This window comes from Enterococcus sp. C57 (assembly GCF_040887305.1).
Classification (GTDB): Bacteria; Bacillota; Bacilli; order Lactobacillales; family Enterococcaceae; genus Enterococcus_B; species Enterococcus_B hirae.
Genome location: NZ_JBFOFP010000002.1, coordinates 252287 through 272829, shown reverse-complemented (window position 1 = coordinate 272829; position 20543 = coordinate 252287). Strand labels below are relative to the sequence as shown.

Here is a 20543-nt window from a genome sequence, read left to right as displayed (position 1 = left end):
GTTTGTTATCATAAGTGGCTCTCAAGATATTTTCGGAATCAAAAATTTCTTCGACGGCGCGCATTCGAAAGGACAGGAAGACTTGTGATAGCTTATATGATGGTCGAGAATAAGAATGCGAATTTTGCTGGCTGGAAAACGCTAGTGCAATATCCGGATGGCTTCTATCCTGCTTACTACAACAACTGGGGCGGAGCTCTATCAAACAGAAAGTCTAGAAATCCCGCTTTAACGCTATACGCAAACGAAAAAGTTATGGCGCCGATAACGAATTTCCCTGCAGGACAGGAATGCGTTGGCTCTGTCATATATTCTACAAATGACGATTGGCTTCCATCGGAAACATTAAATACACCAGAGCGAATTGAAGACAATTGCAAGTTACCGCAAATGTAAATTACCTCCTTAAAAAGGAAACATCTATGATAGAAACCGACTTATTATTGCCCTAGCCTTTTTTGTGTCTTTTTAATTTGATATACTTGTTTTTGAGGTGATTCCGAAAGTGAGAAAAATATCAAAGATATTAATTATGTTTTCCATTGTTTTACCGGATGTGTTTACTCATCCAGTAGCTTATTGAACCATAAAGAAACTTACCTAGTAGCCCATAGAAGTGCACATATAGTTGCTCCTGAGAATACAGTTGAAGCTATGAGAGAAGCAAAGTCACTTGGCTATAATGCAGTAGAAATTGATGTAAGAACTAGTAAAGATGGAGTGAATTTCTTGATGCACGATGACACTCTTGATAGGACAACAAACGGAGAAGGACAACCAGAAAGGCTTACAATCAAACAGCTTAAAGAATTATCGATAGATACTTCAAATTATCCAAAATATAAAGATAAAAAAGTTAATATACCAACTTTTGACGAAGCAATTAAAGAAATAAGTAAAGACAAATTAATTGTTAATGTGGATGGATCAAAGGGAGATTGGAGTGACGATAAATTTGTTGCATCAATAGTAAATACATTAAAAAAATACAATGTATATGATCGTTCTTTTTTTGTCCTGACAAATAAAAAAATTAGAGATAAGGTAGTAAAGGATCATCCTGATTGTACGGTTTCATGGTTATATGATTCAAAAAATAACATTGACGATGATATACAACAAGTTGAGCAATACAATAAAGCTTTGCTATCAGTATTAAATGACTTAGCAACAAACCAAGTAATTGAAAAATTAAATAAATCTGGAATTATGTACCAGATTTATGGTGTTAATGATGCTGAAAGGTTTAAAAAGTTAAAATCATTAGAGGTACCTATAGTAGAGACAGATACAATCAATCCAAATAAAATATAGAATAAATTAGTATAGAAGCTCACTCAGAGGAGTGCGCTTTTTATATATTAACCAAGAGAGAGGAAAAGGTATGCATTTCATCGAACAACAATATTTAGCAATGGTTATTACTGCTTTAATTACAGCAGAAGGTCGATATATTAGAAGAGAAAGTCGAAAAATTGCAAGAGAAATATGAAAAGGAAATCAACTTATACAAACTCAAAATAGAATACTTGGAAACACAAAATGAAAATGAGTTTCTAACTAATGAGAATAAACAATTGAAAGACAGGGATAATACATAATCAACTGGAAAGTACGCATTAAAAATGAATCGTTTTGGTTGTCAGTATTGCCAGCAGCATTGCTTTCAGTACCTTTCGGTTACCAGTTCAAGCTTGATGTGATCAACAATTAGTTACTAGATATCATTAATGCAACCTTTGCTTTTTTATCTATTTTGGGGATGGTAACCGATCCAACAACAAAAGGGGTCACAGATAGTAAACAAGCACTGAAATATGACGCACCTAAAATTGACGAAAAGCCTGATTACGGTGATGGTCAAGAATTTACCGAACGAAAGGACATTAAGTGATTAGTAAAGAAGCGACGATCAAATGGATGGAAGATCGTAGAGGAAAAGTTACCTATTAAATGCCACATCGAATGGGTCCAATTAGTTATGAATACAGTTCGTCAGTATTTTTTTCGATGGTAGCAGGGGGGGGCTTGCCGGCTGGGTCGATGGGCAATACTGAAACTTTATTAAGTTTGGTTAGAACAAAGCTCAAGAAAATTAGTCGTTCAGAAGTTCAAAGAGGCAATATTTTTGTGTCAGGTACTTCTGGGGGCTCAAACGGATCAGCTGGTCATATAGGAATATTTCGATACCTCTGGCAAAGACAGCTTGGTCAGTCATCAGTATAAACAAGCATGCAGTCAGAACGTATACGCAGCGCAATTCGACAATACATTTGACTGGATCAAACGTGATCAAAGCGTTACAACAATGCTTAGGCGTTAAACCGGATGGCTTATTCGGACAAGATATGATCCAAGAGGTACAGAGATATCTAGAAATAACTCAAGATGGCGTGATCAGCCCTGTTTCAGATACAGTGAAAGAATTACAACGCAGACTAAACGCAAATAAATTGTAAAAAAAAAGCCCTTTGGAGAGAGTAAATGCAAAAAAGTTCAGAGAAGCCCATCTAGTTATTATATTTTGGTATAATAACAGTGAGGTGATGAAATGAGTTGGTATAAACCCGAATATATGGGTACTATTGCGGATTGGATAGGTATATTAGTGACTGCTCTTACCATATTTTTAACAGTTAAATATTATTTAAATGATAATAAAAGAGAATTTAGAATAGTATTATATCCATTATACGTAGAGGAAAATAATGGAATAAATATTGGATACCGTAAGCCTGTATTCTTTGAATTCTATGCAGTTAATTTTTCAAAAAATCCAGATTCAGTATATTTTTATACAATTAGACCAAAGCATAATATTTTAAAAAAATTATTTTTTAAAATACCAAATGATCAATTGAGTTTAAGCAATCCATTTGAAGAACGAATACCTGAGTATCAAACGTTAGATTCTAAGGAAAAAACCAAAATAGAGAAAGTTAAAATAGAGTTGCTATATCAGTATATTTCGTCTTTATATGGGCGTACTAAAAGAAATAAATATTTAAAGGAAATGACCTTAGAAATTGTCTATTTAAATGTAGAAGGCAAAGAATTCAGTAAGCCGATAGTATTTTCGATAGAATCAATACAGGAATATATGGAAGAACGAAAAAGAATGGCTAGGGAATTTCAAAAAAAGTAACGCCATTAAAAGGATTTCTGAGTGATGGGAATAATACTGAATGATTTTAATAAGTGACACAAAATAAGATTACAAGATTTTTATGATAAGTAATGGAGTTTGATTATTCCACAACTTAGTAAATTTAAGTTGAATTTAAACGTATGTTCCGTATTGTTAATAACATTAAACAATATTATAATTTTTAATATAATATTGACAAGATGAAATTAGGTGAGTATAATACGAAAAGTTACGAATTATCTAGGTCGGATATCTAACGGAGTAACTCAACCTGTTCGAGTACAGGCTGATGATGGAAAAGTTTATGTAATGAAATATTTGCATGACTTTTGCAGTGCAAAAATTTTATATAATGAGTTGATTGCTTACAGGATTGGAAAATTGCTTGAAATTCCAATGCCTGATTGTATGGTCGCTGAACTATCTGAAGCATTCATTTCTAAAACTCCGTATTTATTAGAAATGAATGCTCTAGCCTGTACTTGCTTTTTAAGCGAATATAGAGTTGGTACTCCAAAAATTTCACCTATTTTAGCACGCAACACTGTTAACGGAAAAGATATTTCTAAAATTTTAGTTTTTGACCAAATAATTTTAAATAACGACAGAGCTAAAAATGATGGGAATTTATATTATGATAAAAAAGAGAAAAAAGTTTTGGCAATTGATCATTCTCACATATTTATCAACGGAGAAATTTGGTCTGCAAACGAGCTCAAACAGTTAAAAGAAAAAAGTCCTATGGTGGTAGATAATTTGCTTGGTCGAAATTATCGTGCATTTTCTTCACATCTTACAGGTTATAACTGTTACAATGATACTAAAGATAAAATAAAAAAATTAAATAAAATGGATGTTCAAAGTATATTTCAAGGGATTCCAGCAGATTGGGAAATAGATCAAGAGGAAATAGAAAGCTCATTTGAGTTGATATGGGAACAAATGAAGCAAATTGAAGGTATTGCAATTCAATTACAGAATGCTTACTCAAAAAGAAAAGGTGGGTAATGATTATGAATAATGCAATAAAAATAAATTATTCTATATGTAATTATATTCCCAGTATAGTTCGACAAGAATCTGTAATTTTTGGTATTGTTATTCACTGCCCTTCTGAAGAGTATTCTAAATTTTATAGGACTAAGAATATTAATAGACTTAAATCTTTTGATGATGAATTTGATAAAGATTATATGGAATTAATGAGCGAAACGTTTTCGTACTTTTTCAATTATCCTTCTTTAGATGAAGAAGATTATGATGAGGAACGATTCGACAATATACATTTTGACAATTTTATCTCTGAGATAACAAAATACTATGTTAATGAATTTAAATTTTCAGAAGTAAGAGAACTAATATCTTCAAAAGAGACTTTATTGGAGGATATGAACGATTTGATTCGAACATATCTGTATTATGATAGACCTAAATCAGAAAGAATTACAACACCTGAAGTTAAAAGATTATTGAGTAAAGAACTTAGACATTTAAATTTAAAAGAATATGTTAAAATACCAGAAATCCAAGATTTGGCAGAGCGAGAAGTAGCTGATTTTGAATATAACAATACTTTAATTAAGGTGTTAAGTTTTGACTATAAAAGGAAAAATGACATAGTTGATCAAATTAATAAATTTCAAATTGATATGATAGATCATCACGACTACTTTTATTCAAAGAAAATAAAAATAGTGATGGGTAACTCTGAATTTTATGATAAAGAATTCATGGATTTAGTTTTAAAAAGAATATGCCACTTACACTCCAATATTGAAGTTGTTTCGATTGGTGAATATACCAATAACTTGATTTTTGAGGGGTTAAATTAGAACTACGAGTAATTTTTATATATTAAAGACCTCAACCAATCATTCTTGGCTGAGGTCTTTTTTGCGTTCTGCTATCAACTGTTCTAGTTCCTCTAAATCCTCAAGAGTAGCTTGCTTCCGAATAAATGATCGAGCGGTGCTGCGATTCCGTAAATAACGAGCGTGTTCTCTATTTTTTTCTTGCCATTTTTTGTTGGCTTCAGTTTGTTTATTTTCGTTCATTATCAGATCTCCTTTTTTCAAACTGAGTTAGAATACCTACGATTAGAACAACTACTAAATAAGTTAACCAATTAATTACGTTAAACACGAGTAAGACTAAACCGATTAGTACACAAAGAAGTAGTGTCCATATATATGCTTTATTTTTCATAAAATTCGTGATACACCGATGGAAATGTAAATACCGAATTGTAATTATTTTTTACCGTGAAAATTTACCACCACTTTGCCACCGATAACTGAGATTTTCATGGATGGTTTGAGCAAGTCTAAAAACAGCAGAGTATGATCACTTCCTTTGGATTGCTGAATAATAGGGGTTTTGAATACATTTTAGATTATGAGAGAAGTGTTCAGTGGGAACCTAGCGAAAAGAAGCCTTCATGGCTGTTCTGAAAATGGATGAGGATGAACCGAAGAAATAGCAGTGTTTGTTTGAAAATAGTGTAAAAATTAGACCATGTTTACATGGATTTGCCACCGGTGTTTTTTTGGTGGCAAACCTCAAAAGTTCTTTCTAAGCTTCACCATAATGTCGACCGTTTCATTATCTTAGCACCATTTTCAAGAAGAGTAGCGTGAGTATGCCGCAAAGAATGAAAGTTGAATGAGAGGGGGAGTGCATTCTAGATTTAGTATTTCATTTCACTACACTTTGAATGATCAGTTTCATGCTTCCCCTAATCCTTGAACTGAGCGATTACTACTATTATCACTACTCAATAAGAATAATAGACACGATTGCGCTGATATTTATATGGGGTTATGCCTACGATCTTTTTGAATACGGTTGAGAAATGGCTCTGGGTGCTAAACGATAGTTCTTCGGCAATTTGATTGATGGATTTGTTAGAAAATAATAAAAAGTACTTGGCCTTTTCAATTTTCTTCAAATGCATGAAATCTTTAAAATGCATCCCAACTTCTTTATAAAATAACCTTCCCACGTATTTTGAATCCCGATTTAAAACATCACAGATATCTTTTAAAGAAATAGCTTCATACAGATGATTTTCTACATAGTTAAGAACACATACGGTAACAGGGCTATAGGTTTTTTTAGGAATATTGGTTGGATGAGCCAAAAAGTCATGAATGGCTTGCTTAGCTAATGTTTCAAACTTATTGATATCACGAATTTCCTGTAAATATTCATAGTACTGAAACTGTCTATTAAAAACTTTGCTTACCGGTACACCTTTTTCAACTTCCACTCGTGTAAGTAATGTAATGAGCGCACAATAAAAACATTTAAGTTGATCGCTTGTAAGGCTCTTATAGTAATATTTGATAAATAATTCAAGTGTTTTTATTGCAGCTAATTTATTGCGATCTTTTACATGAGAAAAGAGCAGCAACTCTAACTTATAGTATTCTTCAATATCGTAAAAAGTATTATAAGAGAATGTTTGTGATTGGTAAAATTCTTCTAGATTTAATTGCTTATCGTCGATTTTTTTTGGTGAATGATGATTTGCTAATATAAATAGATTTGTAAGGATTTGTCTGAATTCTTGTGTGGTATCCTCGGCTTCTTTTAAACCAAAATTTACCTCAGCCATGAGTAATGGGCCACAGGTAATCTGCATATAACCTGTCTCTGATGAACTGTCACTATATAAAAAAGTTCCATAGATTTCTCGTTTTATATTATACATTTGAATAGCAGAAAGCTGATTTTCTTCTGTTTTTAGTGTTTTTTCAACCACACTGACGGGAATGCCTAGTTTTTCTGTTATGGATATTAATGAAATAAGGATTGGCGACATACTAACACCTCCATTCAAAATATAAAACACTTTCTTAATAAAAGAAACACTTTTTTGGTATATCTATTCATAATCATTGTTTATACTATGGATGATTAAAGTACTTGATCAAAAAAACATTTATTTAAACATATTAGAATGGAGTATTGAGTAATGAAAAAATTCGAAGCATTTTTAAACAACAATTTGTTGCCGCTTTCAGCAAAGATGCAAAACAATAATATCTTAGGAGCACTATCTGAAGGATTTATTCGAACAAGTCCAGCGACGATTGGATCTGCGTTCATTTTAATTTTAGCAAATTTCCCGATTCCTGCTTGGCTTAAATGGTTACAGGATATGAACTTAGCACCTGGTTTAGCCGCTGTTAGTAATGCCTCTATTGGTCTAATGGGTTTATTTGCAGTTTATAATATTGCGTATGCATATGCGAATCGCTTAGGTGTCCATTCACAAAATGCAGGTCTAATTTCTCTCGCTTCATATTTTATTTTAATCCCTCAACAAGTTGTTACGCATGTCAACGATGGGGGAAAATGGGTGGAATCAACAGTCAACGCGGTGAAATTTGATTATTTAGGAGGACAAGGTATTTTTGTAGGAATGATCGTTGCAATTGGAATTACCAAATTGTATTCTATCTTGTCAAAGAAAAATTTTACGATCAAATTACCAGCATCAGTGCCACCAATGGTTTCTGATTCCTTAGCACCGACGTTTATTGTGACCACGATTTTCTTATTTGTATGTGCCATTCGGATTGCTTTTTCGTTTACTGATTTTGGAGATATCTTTACTTTTATTACAGAAATGATTAGTGCACCATTGAATAGTTTGATGGCTAATCCAGTATCAATGATTTTTATTCAAGTATTGATTGCTTTCTTGTGGTTCTTTGGTATCCATAATGCTGTGTTATCTGGACCACTTTCAGCTGTAACCTTAACAATGATGACTGCTAATATCGATGCTTATACCAATGGCAGCACGTTGCCTTTTGCCATGGCTTCTCTTGTGTATGGTGTTTGTGGAGCGGCAGGAAATGCGCTTGGTCTGGTTATTTGTTTATTCTTCTCTAAGTCAGCTCGCTATAAAGAAATGTTTAAGTTAGGTGCGTTGCCAACGATTTTTAATATTACCGAGCCGCTAAACTTTGGGATTCCGACAGTAATGAATCCAATCTTTTTCTTACCATTAGTTTTAAGCCCACTTGTTGCAGGTTTTGTTTCTTGGGGATTAATGAGTACGATCTTGCCAATTCCCTATAATCCTACGGCAGAAGCGATTCCTTGGACAACACCAGGATTTGTTAAGTTTTCATTGATTGGTAACTGGCAATTCCTGTTGATTTACATTATTATCACGGCAATTGTGGCATTGATTTGGTTCCCATTTGTTAAAGTGGCTGATATGAAAGAGCTACAGGAAGAAATGAAAAATAAATAATTGTTAGGAGTAAATCCAGTGTTAGGAATTTCCTTATATCCAGAAAAAGCTTCATTTAATGAAATGAAAAACTATTTAGCTTTAGCAAAATCGTATGGCTTTCAACGTGTATTCTTGAGCTTGCTTCAAATTGATCGGAACAATGTCAGTGAGTCCATGGAAAAATATTTAAAAATAATCAAAGAAGCAAGAGAGCAAGAATTTGAAGTAGCTATTGATTTTATCCCACCAATATTTGATCTTTTAGGAGAGTCCTATAAAGACTTAACATTTTTAGCTGATTGGGGAATTAATTGTATACGCTTAGATGCTGGTATGACAGGGAAAGAAGAAGCTGAAATGACTAAAAATCCTTATGGTATCAAGATTGAATTAAATATGAGCAATTATTCTCATTATCTTGATCAAATTTTGGATTATGGTCCGAATCGAAAGCAGCTTACTGGTTGCCATAATTTTTTCCCACAGCAATATACAGGGCTATCCAGAGAGCAGTTTAAGCAGTATTCAATAAAATTCTGTCAAAGTTATTTAACGACAGCAGCATTTGTTACTTCTCAGTTCGGGGAACAGGGCCCTTGGCCATTACAAGAGGGGCTTTGTACCTTAGAGGAACATCGTCACCTACCAATAGGAATACAAGTGAGGGATCTTTTACAAAGTGGTCTAATAGATGATGTCCTGATTGGTACGATGTTTGCCTCAGAAGAAGAATTACGTCAAGTCAGTGAAGCTGCCAAAGATTCAATGAAAAAAATAGATATCACCTTAGTGGAAGATATTACTGCATTCGAACGACAGCTCTTATTTGACTACACGCATAACTATCGAGGAGACTCTTCGGATTATATGATTCGTTCAACTAGGCTTCGCGCTAAGATTGTAGATAAACCATTGCCTAGCAATCACCCAGTTCAGATGATCAAAAAAGGGGATATTCTCATTTTAAATGAGGCTTATGGGCAATATAAAGGTGAAGTTCAAATTGCTTTGAAAGATCGCCCTGGTGATAAAAAAATCAATCTTGTGGGGCATATTCCGGAAGATCGGTTATTTGAGATGAAAAACATACAACGCTTTGAAGATTTTAGATTTTGTGAGGTGAACAAACAGTATGACTAGCTATTACTTAGGTGTCGATATCGGGGGGACCTTTATTAAATTAGGAATAGTTGATTCTACAGGACAGATAATAAAAAAAGAAAAAATCACTAGTACAAATGATATGACACAAATTTTGACCGATTTGAAAAATTATTTAAACGAGCAACAACAGTATTTAGATATTTCTGGTGTAGGAATTAGTTTACCAGGAGTTATAAATCATGATGGAACGATGCAAACAGCAGGCTCCTTAAAAAAATTGATTGGCTTGAACGTTAAAGAAATTGCTCAAGACCATTTACAACTACCAGTGGAAATCATTACTGATAGTAAAGCGGTTGCCTTAGCTGAAGGTTGGCTTGGAAATGGGGCGAACTATAGTAATTATGTCTGCGTGACTTTAGGCTCCGCTATTGGAGGGGCGATCGTGATTGATCGTAAGCTTTATTGGGGGCAAGGTGGTTTAGCTGGTGAGTTCGGTGTTTCTTTAATGGGTAGAGAAAATCAGGAATATAAACTGGATTCTACTTCATTACATGCGGGTGTTGTCGGCGGTTTATGTCGCAAATATAGCTTAGCGATTGGGAAAGAAGTGAAGGATGCCAAGTATATCTTTGATTTGGCCGCACAAAAAGATGCATTAGCTAAAAAATATGTAGATGAATTTTTAGATGATGTTGCCCGACTTCTAACCAACATTAGTGTGTATATAGCACCCGAAGCTATTTTGATAGGAGGAGGGGTTAGTGGAAATTCTCAGATTATGGCGGAGATACAAGCAGCTTATACAAGAATTATTCATGAGTACCGAGTATTATCCAGCGTTCAAATGCCCCAAGTCATTCCTTGCAAATTGGCAAATGATGCCGGTGTAATTGGTTCAGTAAAACAAATCATAGATATGCAACAGATAGGTGATAATCAATGACAGCTCTTTTTGATATTAATTTTTTTTCCAAAACATTGAATATGAACACGACAATGAAGGTGATCGTCCCTCAAAGACAGAACCATTCAATCGGTGTGTCACAAGCTCCCGAATCTGAAACTTATAAAATTTTATATTTGCTTCATGGAATGACTGATGATCATACAATTTGGTTAAGGCGCTCTAATATCGAGCGTTATGTCTCAGATAAAAATATGATCGTAGTAATGCCAAATGTACACTTGTCATGGTATACAGATACAAAATACGGGCTGAATTACTGGAAATTCATTTCGGAAGAATTACTACAGGTTTGTCATGAATTTTTCCCATATATTTCCTCAAAAAGAACTGATCATCTCGTTGCTGGACTATCAATGGGGGGCTATGGCGCGATCAAACTAACGATGAAACGTAGTGATTATTTTGCCTATGGAGCTTCATTGTCTGGCGCATTAGATGTGGTTAACGGGTTAAAGAACAATAACCAGCAGTCTTTGACTGGGCAACCATTGTCTGACCAGGAAAAACTCTATTGGCAAGGGATTTTCGGAAATTTTGCACAAGCGGAATCAGAAAATCTTTTTACAATGTTGGAAGCGGGTCTCGGTAAAGAAGCAACGAACTATTTTGCTTGCTGTGGCTATCAAGATTTTTTATATGACCATACAAAAGCTTTTGAAAAAGAATGTCACAAGAAAAAGTACCAATTGACAACCGATTATTCTAATGGAAGTCACGAATGGGGCTATTGGGATAAACAAATTTTTAAGGTACTAGATTGGTATGAAGAAAATGAAAAGGGTGTAGAAAATGGAACATCAAAAAATAAATGACTTCCCAGAAGACTTCTTGTGGGGATCTGCTTCAGCTGCCTATCAAGTAGAAGGTGCTTATGATGAAGATGGCAAAGGAGAATCTGTTTGGGATAAATTCGTAAAAATTCCTGGTAAAACATTTAAAGGAACAACAGGAGAAATTGCAGTTGATCACTATCACCGTTTTAAACAAGATATTGCATTAATGAAAGAACAAGGCTTGAAAACTTATCGATTTTCCGTGTCGTGGACTCGGATTTTCCCTAACGGCAGAGGAGCAATCAATCAAGCTGGTTTAGCCTTTTATCAACGTTTAGTGGATGAATTGATCGACAATGACATTGAACCTATGTTGACGTTATATCATTGGGATCTTCCTCAAGCATTACAAGAAGAGTATCAAGGATGGGAATCTCGAAAAATTATCGAAGATTTTACCAACTATGCCCAAGTATTGTTTGAAGCATTTCGTGGAAAAGTTCATTATTGGATAAGCTTGAATGAGCAGAACATATTTATTTCCCATGGGTATTTGTTAGCTGTTCATCCGCCAGGAGTTAGTGATCCTAAGCGTATGTATCATGCAAATCATATGGCAAATCTTGCAAATGCAGCAGTAATCAATAAATTTCGTGAATTAGAGATGCCAGGTAAGATTGGACCAAGTTTTGCTTATTCTCCAAACTATGCCATTGATAGTAATCCCCAAAACGTTCTTGCTGCAGAAAATGCGGAGGATCTACTTGCAAATTTTTGGATGGATATTTACATGCAGGGGCGTTATCCGCTAGCTGCTTTGCGCTATTTAGAAGAAAAGGGCTGGGCTCCTGAAATTGAACCAGGAGATATGGCGTTGTTAGCAAGTGCCAAACCAGACTTTTTAGGGATCAATTATTATCAGTCAACAACCAATGGATTTAATCCGCTAACAGGAGTTGGTTTTGGTGAAATGAATACGACTGGTAAAAAAGGAACTTCTGGAGAAAGTGGTTTACCAGGAGTCTACAAAAAAGTCCCAAATCCTTTTGTTGAACGAACAAATTGGGATTGGGAGATTGATCCAAGTGGGCTGAGAATTGCTTTAAGAAGAATTGCTAGTCGTTATCAAACACCCATCATCATTACTGAAAACGGGCTGGGGGAATACGATAAACTAACTGAAAATAACCAGATTCATGACAGCTATCGAATCACGTATCTCAAAAGTCATATTCAAGCGATTCAAGAAGCTTTAACAGACGGTGTCGAAGTTTTAGGTTATTGTACTTGGTCATATACTGATTTACTTAGTTGGTTAAATGGCTATCAAAAGCGCTATGGATTTGTATATGTTGATCAAGATGAGTTGCAAAAAGGAAGCCTTAAGCGTTACAAAAAAGACAGTTATTTTTGGTATCAAAAGGTCATTGCAAGTAATGGCAGCAATTTGGAAGGGGTATAACCATGGGCATTTTAGCTTTAGATTTTGGGGGTACATCAATCAAATACGGACTTTGGAAAGAGGAATTGATTGAACAAGGTGTGACGCCACTGCCCAACACTTGGGAGGAAGCTTTAAAAGCAATCGAAATAATTTTGGAACGTTATCGAAACGATGAGTATCTGATTGATGGGATAGCAACTAGTGTACCTGGAGCTGTGAGTCAAGAAGAAGACAAAATTTATGGATTAACGGCAATTGATTACATTCATCACAGAAGTTTCACTCAGGAGCTATCTGATTATTTTCAATTACCTGTTACTATGGAAAATGATGCGAATTGTGCTGCTTTGTCAGAAATATGGAAAGGGCATGCAGATGATGCCCAAAGTATTTTATATTTTGTTTTTGGTACAGGTGTAGGTGGTGCTATTATCCAAAATAGACAAATTCAGGCAGGAAAACATCAATTTGGGGGAGAATTTGGCTATATGATGCTAAATGAAGAGGGTTCATTTAGTGAATTAGCAAGTATTGTTCGTACAACTGCCTTATACAATCAACGTCAAAACCAGTCGATTGATGGGCAAGAATTGTTCGTACGTGCAACAAATGGGGATGAATTAGCAAAATATTTAATCACACAATTTTGTCGGTATAGTGCTAGAGGTATTTATAATTTGATGATCAGTTTTGACCCAGATAAAATAATAATTGGGGGAGCCATTTCCAGTAACTCATTATTTATCAAGAAGATGAAAGAAGAAATAGAATGTTTACGGACGCGGACAGGAGCACAGCGAGTGGAAACGGAGATTCTACCTTCAAAATTTGGAAATAATGCCAATTTAGTTGGTGCTGTGTACAATTTTATGATCAAAAAAGCTAAGTAAAAAATCGTCTATCGTTCACAAGTAATATTTTTTCATAATCAATATATCCGAATAGAGAGATGTCAGAGCTTCTTCACTGTAAGCGAAACACGTCTCGCTATTCGGATATTTATTTTGTTTGTGTGAAACGAATAAAAGATAAGAGAGTTAGAAAATCAAAAATTGGCAGCTGGAGTAGTTCGAGTTGTCCATCTAGTCTAAAAGTAATTGATCAGATTATAAATGGAATTAGAGCAAAAAGCATGTTTGAACTTTTGTTGACTATTCATAGTTTTGTTTTAGTTAATAAATCGTAGTTTTATAGAAAGAAAGAAAAAACGGCTCTTATCTAGGGCTTTTTATTTTGGACAAAACATTATAAATAATGTTACCCGAATGGTAGATTTTTCTGATTGTCATGGGAGAATGGATTTAGCTTTGTGACTTGAAAAATGACTCGTTAATTTCATATGAATTGATCGTAAACCAGTGTATGCTATAATCCAAAACGTTAACGAACAATGTCTTTTGAATGTTAAGAAAGTTAAAAATATTTAAATTGGTGGTGATTGAATGCAAACTTTTTTGACGAAATCCTCCCAAAAAAAAGTGAAACTAATTCGCTTTTTACTTGAAGCGGACAATGGGTATACGATGGATGAGATACAGCAATATATAGGAGGATCTGTTAAATCAATTTCTCTTTATATGAAGGAATTATCAGAGCTGTTTGAACAGTTTAATGGGAAAATTGTTTTACAAAATGAGAATAATCAGCGCTTTTGTATCCAAAAGGAAGAAGACTTTCCAATATATAGTATTTATCTTCCCTATTATAAAGAATCATATAATTACCAATTAATTGATTTTATGTTCAAATATCCCGAAAAAAGAATCGAAGACTTTGCAGAAAAACAATATACGAGTACATCTACCGTTTTTAGATATGCTAAATTATTAGTTCCTTACTTTAAAAGATACAAGATCGGTTTTCACTCGTTTAAACTGGAAATAGAAGCTGAAGAGATCAATATCAGAAGTTTTTATTACTATTTTTATTGGGAATCAACACGAGATGGTCACTGGCCCTTTTTGATTGATTGTGACAGGATCATGAAGTATGTTCAATGTTTTGAAAAAACTATGGATTTAAATTAGATGCTTTACAAACGAAAACGCTGAGTTTTTGGTTAGCGATTATACTTGAAAGAACTAAGAAGCAGATTATTTCACTAGATGAAGAGGTGAAATCAACAATCGAGAGTGATCCAAACTTTGAATTGGTCTCGATGTGGTTGAAAGAAAGCCAGTTGCTATTGCCAGACAATGAACGATATTTTCTATATCGGGTAATCTATGCTTTCGGTATTGTTGAGGGAAAGGAGTGCTATGAGCAACAAGCGGTGCGTGCTCATACAAAAAGTCAAAGTTTAGCCTATCGTTTAGTTGAATTGCTCAGTTGTTCGCTAAAAGAAGTCTTTGATTACGAATTTGATCGAAGGAACCAGAACCATTTGTTTAGCTTGATTGCGTTTTATGAAAGAAGCTGTTTTTTCTGGGGAAATCCCGATGTTTTTTTCAATAAATCATATATATCTGAAGTAGAAAAGCTTGATCCTCAAATTTGCCGAATGGTTCAGAAGTTTCATGACTCGATGATACAGATAGCTCCCGCAGAGTTATTACCCCATTTAAAGAACACGCACCAGCTGTTTTTAAATTATTACTATTTGCTGGATTATTATGGATTGTTACTCAAAAGTATTCAACCAATAAAAATTTTGCTCACGGATGATCTACATCGTCCTCATCGATTATGGTTAATGAATAAAATCAAAACATTGTTTAGTAATGTTTATGCTCTTTCTTTTTTTGATTCTGAAACCAAATTTGAAGAGGTTGATTTAGTGATCTCAAATTATTTCTTGGATACGAAAGATACACCGTTACTGTTAATGAAAAACATTCCGACAGAACGTAACTGGCGAAATCTTGAAAAAATCTTATATGAGTTGCATAGAGAAAGAGCTACAAACAAATAACTATTTTTTTTAAACTTATCAACAATCAAAATTTTCAAGGGTTTATTTGTCAGAGTCTGAGACATAAAACTCACACTTTACTCTAAACGATGTTTAAGCATCAGCTCCTTGAAATAAGCCGAAGAATTCCAAAAATAGGAAAACTGTCTTTGGATTCTCCGGCTTTTTCTCAAATCTGGACATATCACGACCTCTTTTTAATTGAAAAATAGATTGAGTCAATCAGCACTTTTGGATTTGATCGTAAATGGCTTAGCTGAGAATAAGTCGAATTGGCACCTGTTTTCAATCAATTATTGCAGTATCAATAGGAAATCAAATGAGAGACGAAACGTTTTTCAAAAAAGTACTTCTAATTTTTTTCCAGATTCCGGAATTTTTTTACTGTTTTTTTCCTCATCAAGAAATGGAAGAATAGTTGTAGTCGCAATTGCAGACTAATTTTTATTAGGAGGAAGAGAATTATGAAGAAACAAGTTATTAGTATAGCTGGACTTGCCTTATTGGCATTAGGGACATCTAGTTCCGTGGTTTGTGCAGCTGAAAATGAAGGACTAACAAGTCAAGTCACAAATAAAACAAATGTAACTTTGAAGGAAGGTTCGGGTAGTGATGTTCAGCCAGTGGTACCAGATGATACCCATGATGACGATCCAAGCACAGGAGCGAAAGGCTCATTGTCTATTCCTTTCGCATCAAACATTACTTTTGGTGAACAAGAAATCCAACAAGGAGATGCGGATTATTTTGCATTGAATAAAAAGCCATTTGTCCAAGTGAATGATACTCGTGGGGGAGCGAAAGGCTGGACATTAGGTGTATCTATCTCACCATTTACTTCAACAGATAAAGATCACTCGGAGTTGACAGGCGCACAGCTATCTTTAAGCAGTGGTCAAGTAGTAACGAAAAACAACTCATCCAAAGCACCTCATTTGATAGAGTCAAAAGATCATACATTTGTACTAAACGAAGTCAATCAAACCGTTATGTTAGCTCAACCAGGCGAAGGTGCAGGGGCTTTTGCTGCAGTATTCGAAGGAACAGATGGCAAGAACGAAAATGTGAAATTACATGTTCCCCGGGCAGGTGTGGAAGCAAAAAATTATACAGCTGAGATTACTTGGACGTTAAGCGATGCTCCAGTATAAATTTAGGCCAGGATGGGGATGGATAGTCTCCATCCTTTTTATGACAAGTTTACTGTTTGCTTGCCACCCTGCCTCAGTTTTTGCTGAAAAAACAGAAGTGAACTTTGAAGCTAAGGCTGTCTTGCCAGAGAATCAACGTTCAGAAGCAAGCTATTATGATCTTAAAGTTGAGCCTAACCAGTCCCAAGAGTTGACGATAAAGCTTAAAAATACCAGCTCTGAAAAGATAAAAGTCAAAGTAGCAGCCAATAATGCGACTACCAATAAAAATGGGGTGCTAGATTATTCACAACATGATCAAAAATTATTAGGTGGTCCTTCTTTAGAAGAACTGATTTCAGGGCCTCAAACGGTTGAACTGAATCCGAATGAAGAAAAAGATGTCGTGTTTCAATTAAAGATTCCGCCAACTGGATTTGAGGGGACGGTTCTGGGTGGTTTTTATTGCTATGAAGAAAAGAATAAGGCAGAGGATCAACCAGCTGGATTTAGCTTAGCAAATAAATTTGCGTATACAATTGGTATCCAACTCCAATGTTCAGACAAAAAAATTGCTCCTGAACTAAAACTCTTGGAGGCAAAGCCAGGACTAGATAATGGTTATTTAACAGTCTATGCAAAATTGGCAAATCCACAACCAATGATTATGAGTCAATTGGATCTTCATGCTTTCATCACAAAAAAGAAACAGAAAGAAGTACTACACGATGTTAGTAAGCTGGTTTCTTTAGCACCACGAAGTACCTTCAAATTACCGATTAGTTGGGAAAATGAACCTTTAAAAAAAGGAGAGTATACGTTAACTACCGTTTTGAAAGAAAAGTCGGGGAAAGTTTGGACGTTGAAAAAAGACTTTACGGTAAAAGGAAAAGATGAAAGTCTTAACGACAAAACGGTTAAGCTTAAAAAATCGAAGAACAATAACTACCAATACTTATATGGGGGGCTAATTGTTTGCTTACTCATTATTGGCTTGTTACTGTGGCATATTACAAAATTGCGAAGGAATAAAGGAAATTAAAGGAAGTGGCACATTTATGAAAAAACGCTGGCTCAATATACTCTTACTGGCTTTCTTAGTTGTTTTCCCACGAATTGGTTTAGCTGATAGCCAGGTCAATAGTCAGGTAGGAATTCGTTTTTACCAACCAACGAGTGCGCACCAAATTGTCCCAATGGAAAAAGTTCTTAATCCAAATGAGAGAAATAGACCAGTTACTGATGGACAAGCGAAGTCTGAAGAAGCTGGAAAAATAAAAATGTATCCCAAAACAAACCAATCTAACCATCATTTATATCTCTTTATTGGTGTAGCTCTATTGACTTTAATCATCCTGTATTGGTGTAAAAAGAGGAAGAAATTTGTTCGTAAGTTTAATAAAATTTGGTTACTTCCTTTTTTGTTAGGGTTGATTGGCATATTTCCAAAAGAAGTTCGAGCAGCTGGAAGTATTACAAATCTTCCGTATTTCAGATATGCAAATACGATAGAAACTCCCGCCAATAACACATTTATGATGCATTATGGTAGTTTTACAACTGTGGAACAAGTTAAAGGTCAGTATTCTGGGAATTGGCTGGTTGTCAATCAGGAGAATCCAGAAAGTAGTGCGTTGATCAAAAATGTTGGCTTTTTCAATGGGAAACCAGTAGATGTTAAAATAATAATGAAAAAAAAGGATGGACAAGCAGGTGGAGAGATCGGTATTGGCAATCCAAAGAGTTTTTTAGATATCGATATCTCTGGCGAAGTCTTTCTTACTTATGAATTTTTCGATCAAGCGGGGAATGCCTTTCCAATTGAAACTTCTTTTAATTATTTTGGGATCAATCGAAACAAGTATATCGGCTATAATCATATCGGTAAGGTGGCAAAATATCTTGTTGCGAATAATCCAACAGATATCAGTTACCATACGTGGAGTGATGATCATTCTTTCTGGACGTATTTTGAAAATAATTTTTCGAAACCATGGGGGCATCCTACACAAGAGTTTCAGATTATCACTAAACCAGTAACTAAAATAGAAACGGTTGTTAAAAACTTAGATAATACGCCATCCTCTCTCATGTATGAAACAGATTTTTTGGCTAGTCCAGAGTTTCCTGCTGCTGAAGCAGTGGATAAGCGTTTTGATAAGGAACAACAAAAGGTTACTTTAAATGCGATGCAAACCATACCGAATGTGGGACATGGGAATAAAATGAAAGATTTATCTGTGGCTTTTTCATTGGATGATGTGACAACTCACTCACAATATAAGATTAAAGATTTTAACGTAGTGAAGTTTGATGGGACGGACATTAGTGATCTTTTTGTGGGGAATCAAAAAGATGATCATTCCTATCAACTAACGTTAAAAGACCCTAACAATGAAAATCTTTATGATACAGTTTTGAATTATCAACTTAATCTTGAGTGGATTGGGAGTAAGCAAAATCCGGTAGATAAAACGAATTTGAAAGAAGACTATTTAAACATTCCTTTCACTGTTACTACACAGATTAATCACAAACAGAAAGGAACGAGTTCTGCCTATTCTTCTGTATACTACGTGGGGAAGGTCATACTGAATTACTTGGATGAAAATAACCAACAACTTTCTGATCCTAAAATCATTTCAGGAATCATAACAGATTCTTTTGATCTATCACAAGAATATCCAGAATTGAACGGATATTATCCAGTCAAGGAAATAGTGGAAAGGGATCAAGGAATCTTTACTCCAGAAGAACAGCAATTCGTTCATCATTATAAAAAAGGTTCGCCAATTGAATTTACTTTGATGCCTAAAGAAAATCCTTTACTGTTTTCTCGTTTCTCAAAAACAAGAGAGGTGACGATTCATATTTCTTATGAAGAGAAACAGAATTTATCATTTATGGCGAAATGTGGAGATGAAGTCTTAAGGTTAAAGGACTATCCAAGTTCCGAAAACGAGATCCAAGATAAAGTGAATGTTCAGCTTCCTGAAAATTGGTTGAACAAGGAAGTTGCTTTTTATATGGAAAACGAAAAAGGACAAAAATCAAAGGAAGAGAGCCGTCAGGTTTTAATTGATCACGGGGTTAGGCTTAGATTACCGGAACAGTTGACGTTTGGGGAACAACAGATTCCGGGTCAAGATCAATCGGTACAAGCAACGAATCAAAAAGAAATTCAGCTTATCGATGAAAGTATGTTGGAGAAGAGTCATTGGCACGTTAAGTTAAAAGAAGAACGACCTTTAACTAACCAAGAGAATGACCAGTTGCATAATGCTCTTCATCTGCAGAGGAGTGGAGTGGATCAAACGATTAATGCAGAAGACCAATTAGTTTGGCAAGGAGACGGTAGTGCGAGCTTTACTGATCATCATACGATCCAGTTAAATTTACATCCTTTTTACAAAACTGGGGCATATCAAGGAAGCCTAATTTGGACACTAGAAGATGCGCCAGGTTAAGATGGTTTTGACCAAACGATTCTTTTTTATATAGTCCCTCATAAGAAAAAGGATAAACGCAAAGGACACGAGTCAGAAAATAGTTGATTCGTGTCCTAAGCTTTGGTTATCAAGAGACTTATCAAAGACTTTGTCGTTCGATTACTCCAACTAGAAGAATACAACCGAGGTTTATAAAATGATATGCGGGAACTATGAAATACGATCGAAAAATTAGTTCACTTATGTAGTATAAATTTTATGTAATATATAGAAGTTAGTATTAGGAAGGATGAGATGAAAAAAACTAAACAAAACTAAATGAACGCAAAATGCACAAACTGTTCAAAGCAATAACAGATAGTG

At 34.7% G+C, this 20543-nt stretch carries 19 protein-coding genes and 1 pseudogene; 18 read left to right on the top strand and 2 right to left on the bottom strand.

Annotated features, from left to right (window positions below; all coding sequences use genetic code 11):
- Positions 1-579 precede the first annotated feature (579 nt).
- The 7 genes and pseudogenes from AB5M32_RS03200 to AB5M32_RS03170 all read left to right on the top strand — a co-directional run bounded on the left by AB5M32_RS03200 (position 580) and on the right by AB5M32_RS03170 (position 4980).
- Complete coding sequence (locus tag AB5M32_RS03200) at positions 580-1314, top strand: glycerophosphodiester phosphodiesterase family protein (RefSeq protein WP_256736378.1); 735 nt, start codon at positions 580-582, stop codon at positions 1312-1314.
- A gap of 283 nt (positions 1315-1597) precedes the next feature.
- Positions 1598-1894 (top strand): annotated as a pseudogene (locus AB5M32_RS03195) (phage holin).
- Positions 1895-1953: 59 nt separating this feature from the next.
- Positions 1954-2226, top strand: coding sequence for a peptidoglycan amidohydrolase family protein (locus AB5M32_RS03190; protein ID WP_368024304.1), 273 nt, complete (start codon positions 1954-1956; stop codon positions 2224-2226).
- A gap of 62 nt (positions 2227-2288) precedes the next feature.
- Entirely contained in the window at positions 2289-2459 is a 171-nt protein-coding gene (locus AB5M32_RS03185; RefSeq protein WP_256736379.1) for a hypothetical protein, read from the top strand.
- 92 nt (positions 2460-2551) lie between these two features.
- Positions 2552-3145, top strand: coding sequence for a hypothetical protein (locus AB5M32_RS03180; RefSeq protein ID WP_178286175.1), 594 nt, complete (start codon positions 2552-2554; stop codon positions 3143-3145).
- A gap of 213 nt (positions 3146-3358) precedes the next feature.
- On the top strand, positions 3359-4156 hold the full coding sequence (locus AB5M32_RS03175; protein WP_368024303.1) for a HipA family kinase: 798 nt from the start codon (positions 3359-3361) through the stop codon (positions 4154-4156).
- 5 nt (positions 4157-4161) lie between these two features.
- A complete protein-coding gene (locus tag AB5M32_RS03170; RefSeq protein WP_178286179.1) occupies positions 4162-4980 on the top strand; it encodes a DUF3037 domain-containing protein in 819 nt (272 codons plus the stop codon).
- 39 nt (positions 4981-5019) lie between these two features.
- Here the strand turns inward: AB5M32_RS03170 and AB5M32_RS03165 are convergent, their stop codons facing one another.
- Entirely contained in the window at positions 5020-5202 is a 183-nt protein-coding gene (locus AB5M32_RS03165) for a hypothetical protein (RefSeq protein ID WP_178286181.1), read from the bottom strand.
- Between the two features lie 719 nt (positions 5203-5921).
- Positions 5922-6971, bottom strand: a complete 1050-nt coding sequence (locus tag AB5M32_RS03160) for an AraC family transcriptional regulator (RefSeq protein WP_063627168.1) — start codon at positions 6969-6971, stop codon at positions 5922-5924.
- 153 nt (positions 6972-7124) lie between these two features.
- Between AB5M32_RS03160 and AB5M32_RS03155 the strand changes: the two genes are divergently transcribed.
- The 11 genes from AB5M32_RS03155 to AB5M32_RS03105 all read left to right on the top strand — a co-directional run bounded on the left by AB5M32_RS03155 (position 7125) and on the right by AB5M32_RS03105 (position 20198).
- Positions 7125-8417, top strand: coding sequence for a PTS sugar transporter subunit IIC (locus AB5M32_RS03155; protein WP_010737665.1), 1293 nt, complete (start codon positions 7125-7127; stop codon positions 8415-8417).
- Between the two features lie 18 nt (positions 8418-8435).
- Positions 8436-9539, top strand: coding sequence for a DUF871 domain-containing protein (locus AB5M32_RS03150; protein ID WP_178286183.1), 1104 nt, complete (start codon positions 8436-8438; stop codon positions 9537-9539).
- Positions 9532-10449 (top strand): ROK family protein, encoded by a 918-nt coding sequence (locus AB5M32_RS03145; protein WP_034698145.1) that lies wholly within the window; start codon positions 9532-9534, stop codon positions 10447-10449. The genes AB5M32_RS03150 and AB5M32_RS03145 overlap by 8 nt, the downstream gene beginning before the upstream one ends.
- Positions 10446-11285, top strand: coding sequence for an alpha/beta hydrolase family protein (locus tag AB5M32_RS03140; RefSeq protein ID WP_178286185.1), 840 nt, complete (start codon positions 10446-10448; stop codon positions 11283-11285). The genes AB5M32_RS03145 and AB5M32_RS03140 overlap by 4 nt, the downstream gene beginning before the upstream one ends.
- Positions 11263-12708 (top strand): glycoside hydrolase family 1 protein, encoded by a 1446-nt coding sequence (locus AB5M32_RS03135; protein WP_178286187.1) that lies wholly within the window; start codon positions 11263-11265, stop codon positions 12706-12708. The genes AB5M32_RS03140 and AB5M32_RS03135 overlap by 23 nt, the downstream gene beginning before the upstream one ends.
- 2 nt (positions 12709-12710) lie before the next feature.
- Positions 12711-13580: an ROK family protein gene (locus AB5M32_RS03130; RefSeq protein WP_178286188.1), complete on the top strand. Its 870-nt coding sequence runs from the start codon at positions 12711-12713 to the stop codon at positions 13578-13580.
- Positions 13581-14132: 552 nt separating this feature from the next.
- Positions 14133-14717, top strand: a complete 585-nt coding sequence (locus AB5M32_RS03125) for a helix-turn-helix domain-containing protein (protein WP_368024302.1) — start codon at positions 14133-14135, stop codon at positions 14715-14717.
- An 86-nt stretch (positions 14718-14803) separates the two neighbouring features.
- The gene (locus AB5M32_RS03120; protein ID WP_368024301.1) at positions 14804-15601 is read left to right on the top strand and encodes a hypothetical protein; all 798 of its coding nucleotides are present in this window, start codon (positions 14804-14806) and stop codon (positions 15599-15601) included.
- A 464-nt stretch (positions 15602-16065) separates the two neighbouring features.
- A complete protein-coding gene (locus AB5M32_RS03115) occupies positions 16066-16752 on the top strand; it encodes a WxL domain-containing protein (protein ID WP_178286192.1) in 687 nt (228 codons plus the stop codon).
- Entirely contained in the window at positions 16739-17773 is a 1035-nt protein-coding gene (locus AB5M32_RS03110; RefSeq protein WP_178286194.1) for a DUF916 and DUF3324 domain-containing protein, read from the top strand. The genes AB5M32_RS03115 and AB5M32_RS03110 overlap by 14 nt, the downstream gene beginning before the upstream one ends.
- A 16-nt stretch (positions 17774-17789) precedes the next feature.
- Positions 17790-20198, top strand: coding sequence for a MucBP domain-containing protein (locus tag AB5M32_RS03105; protein ID WP_178286196.1), 2409 nt, complete (start codon positions 17790-17792; stop codon positions 20196-20198).
- Positions 20199-20543 lie beyond the last annotated feature (345 nt).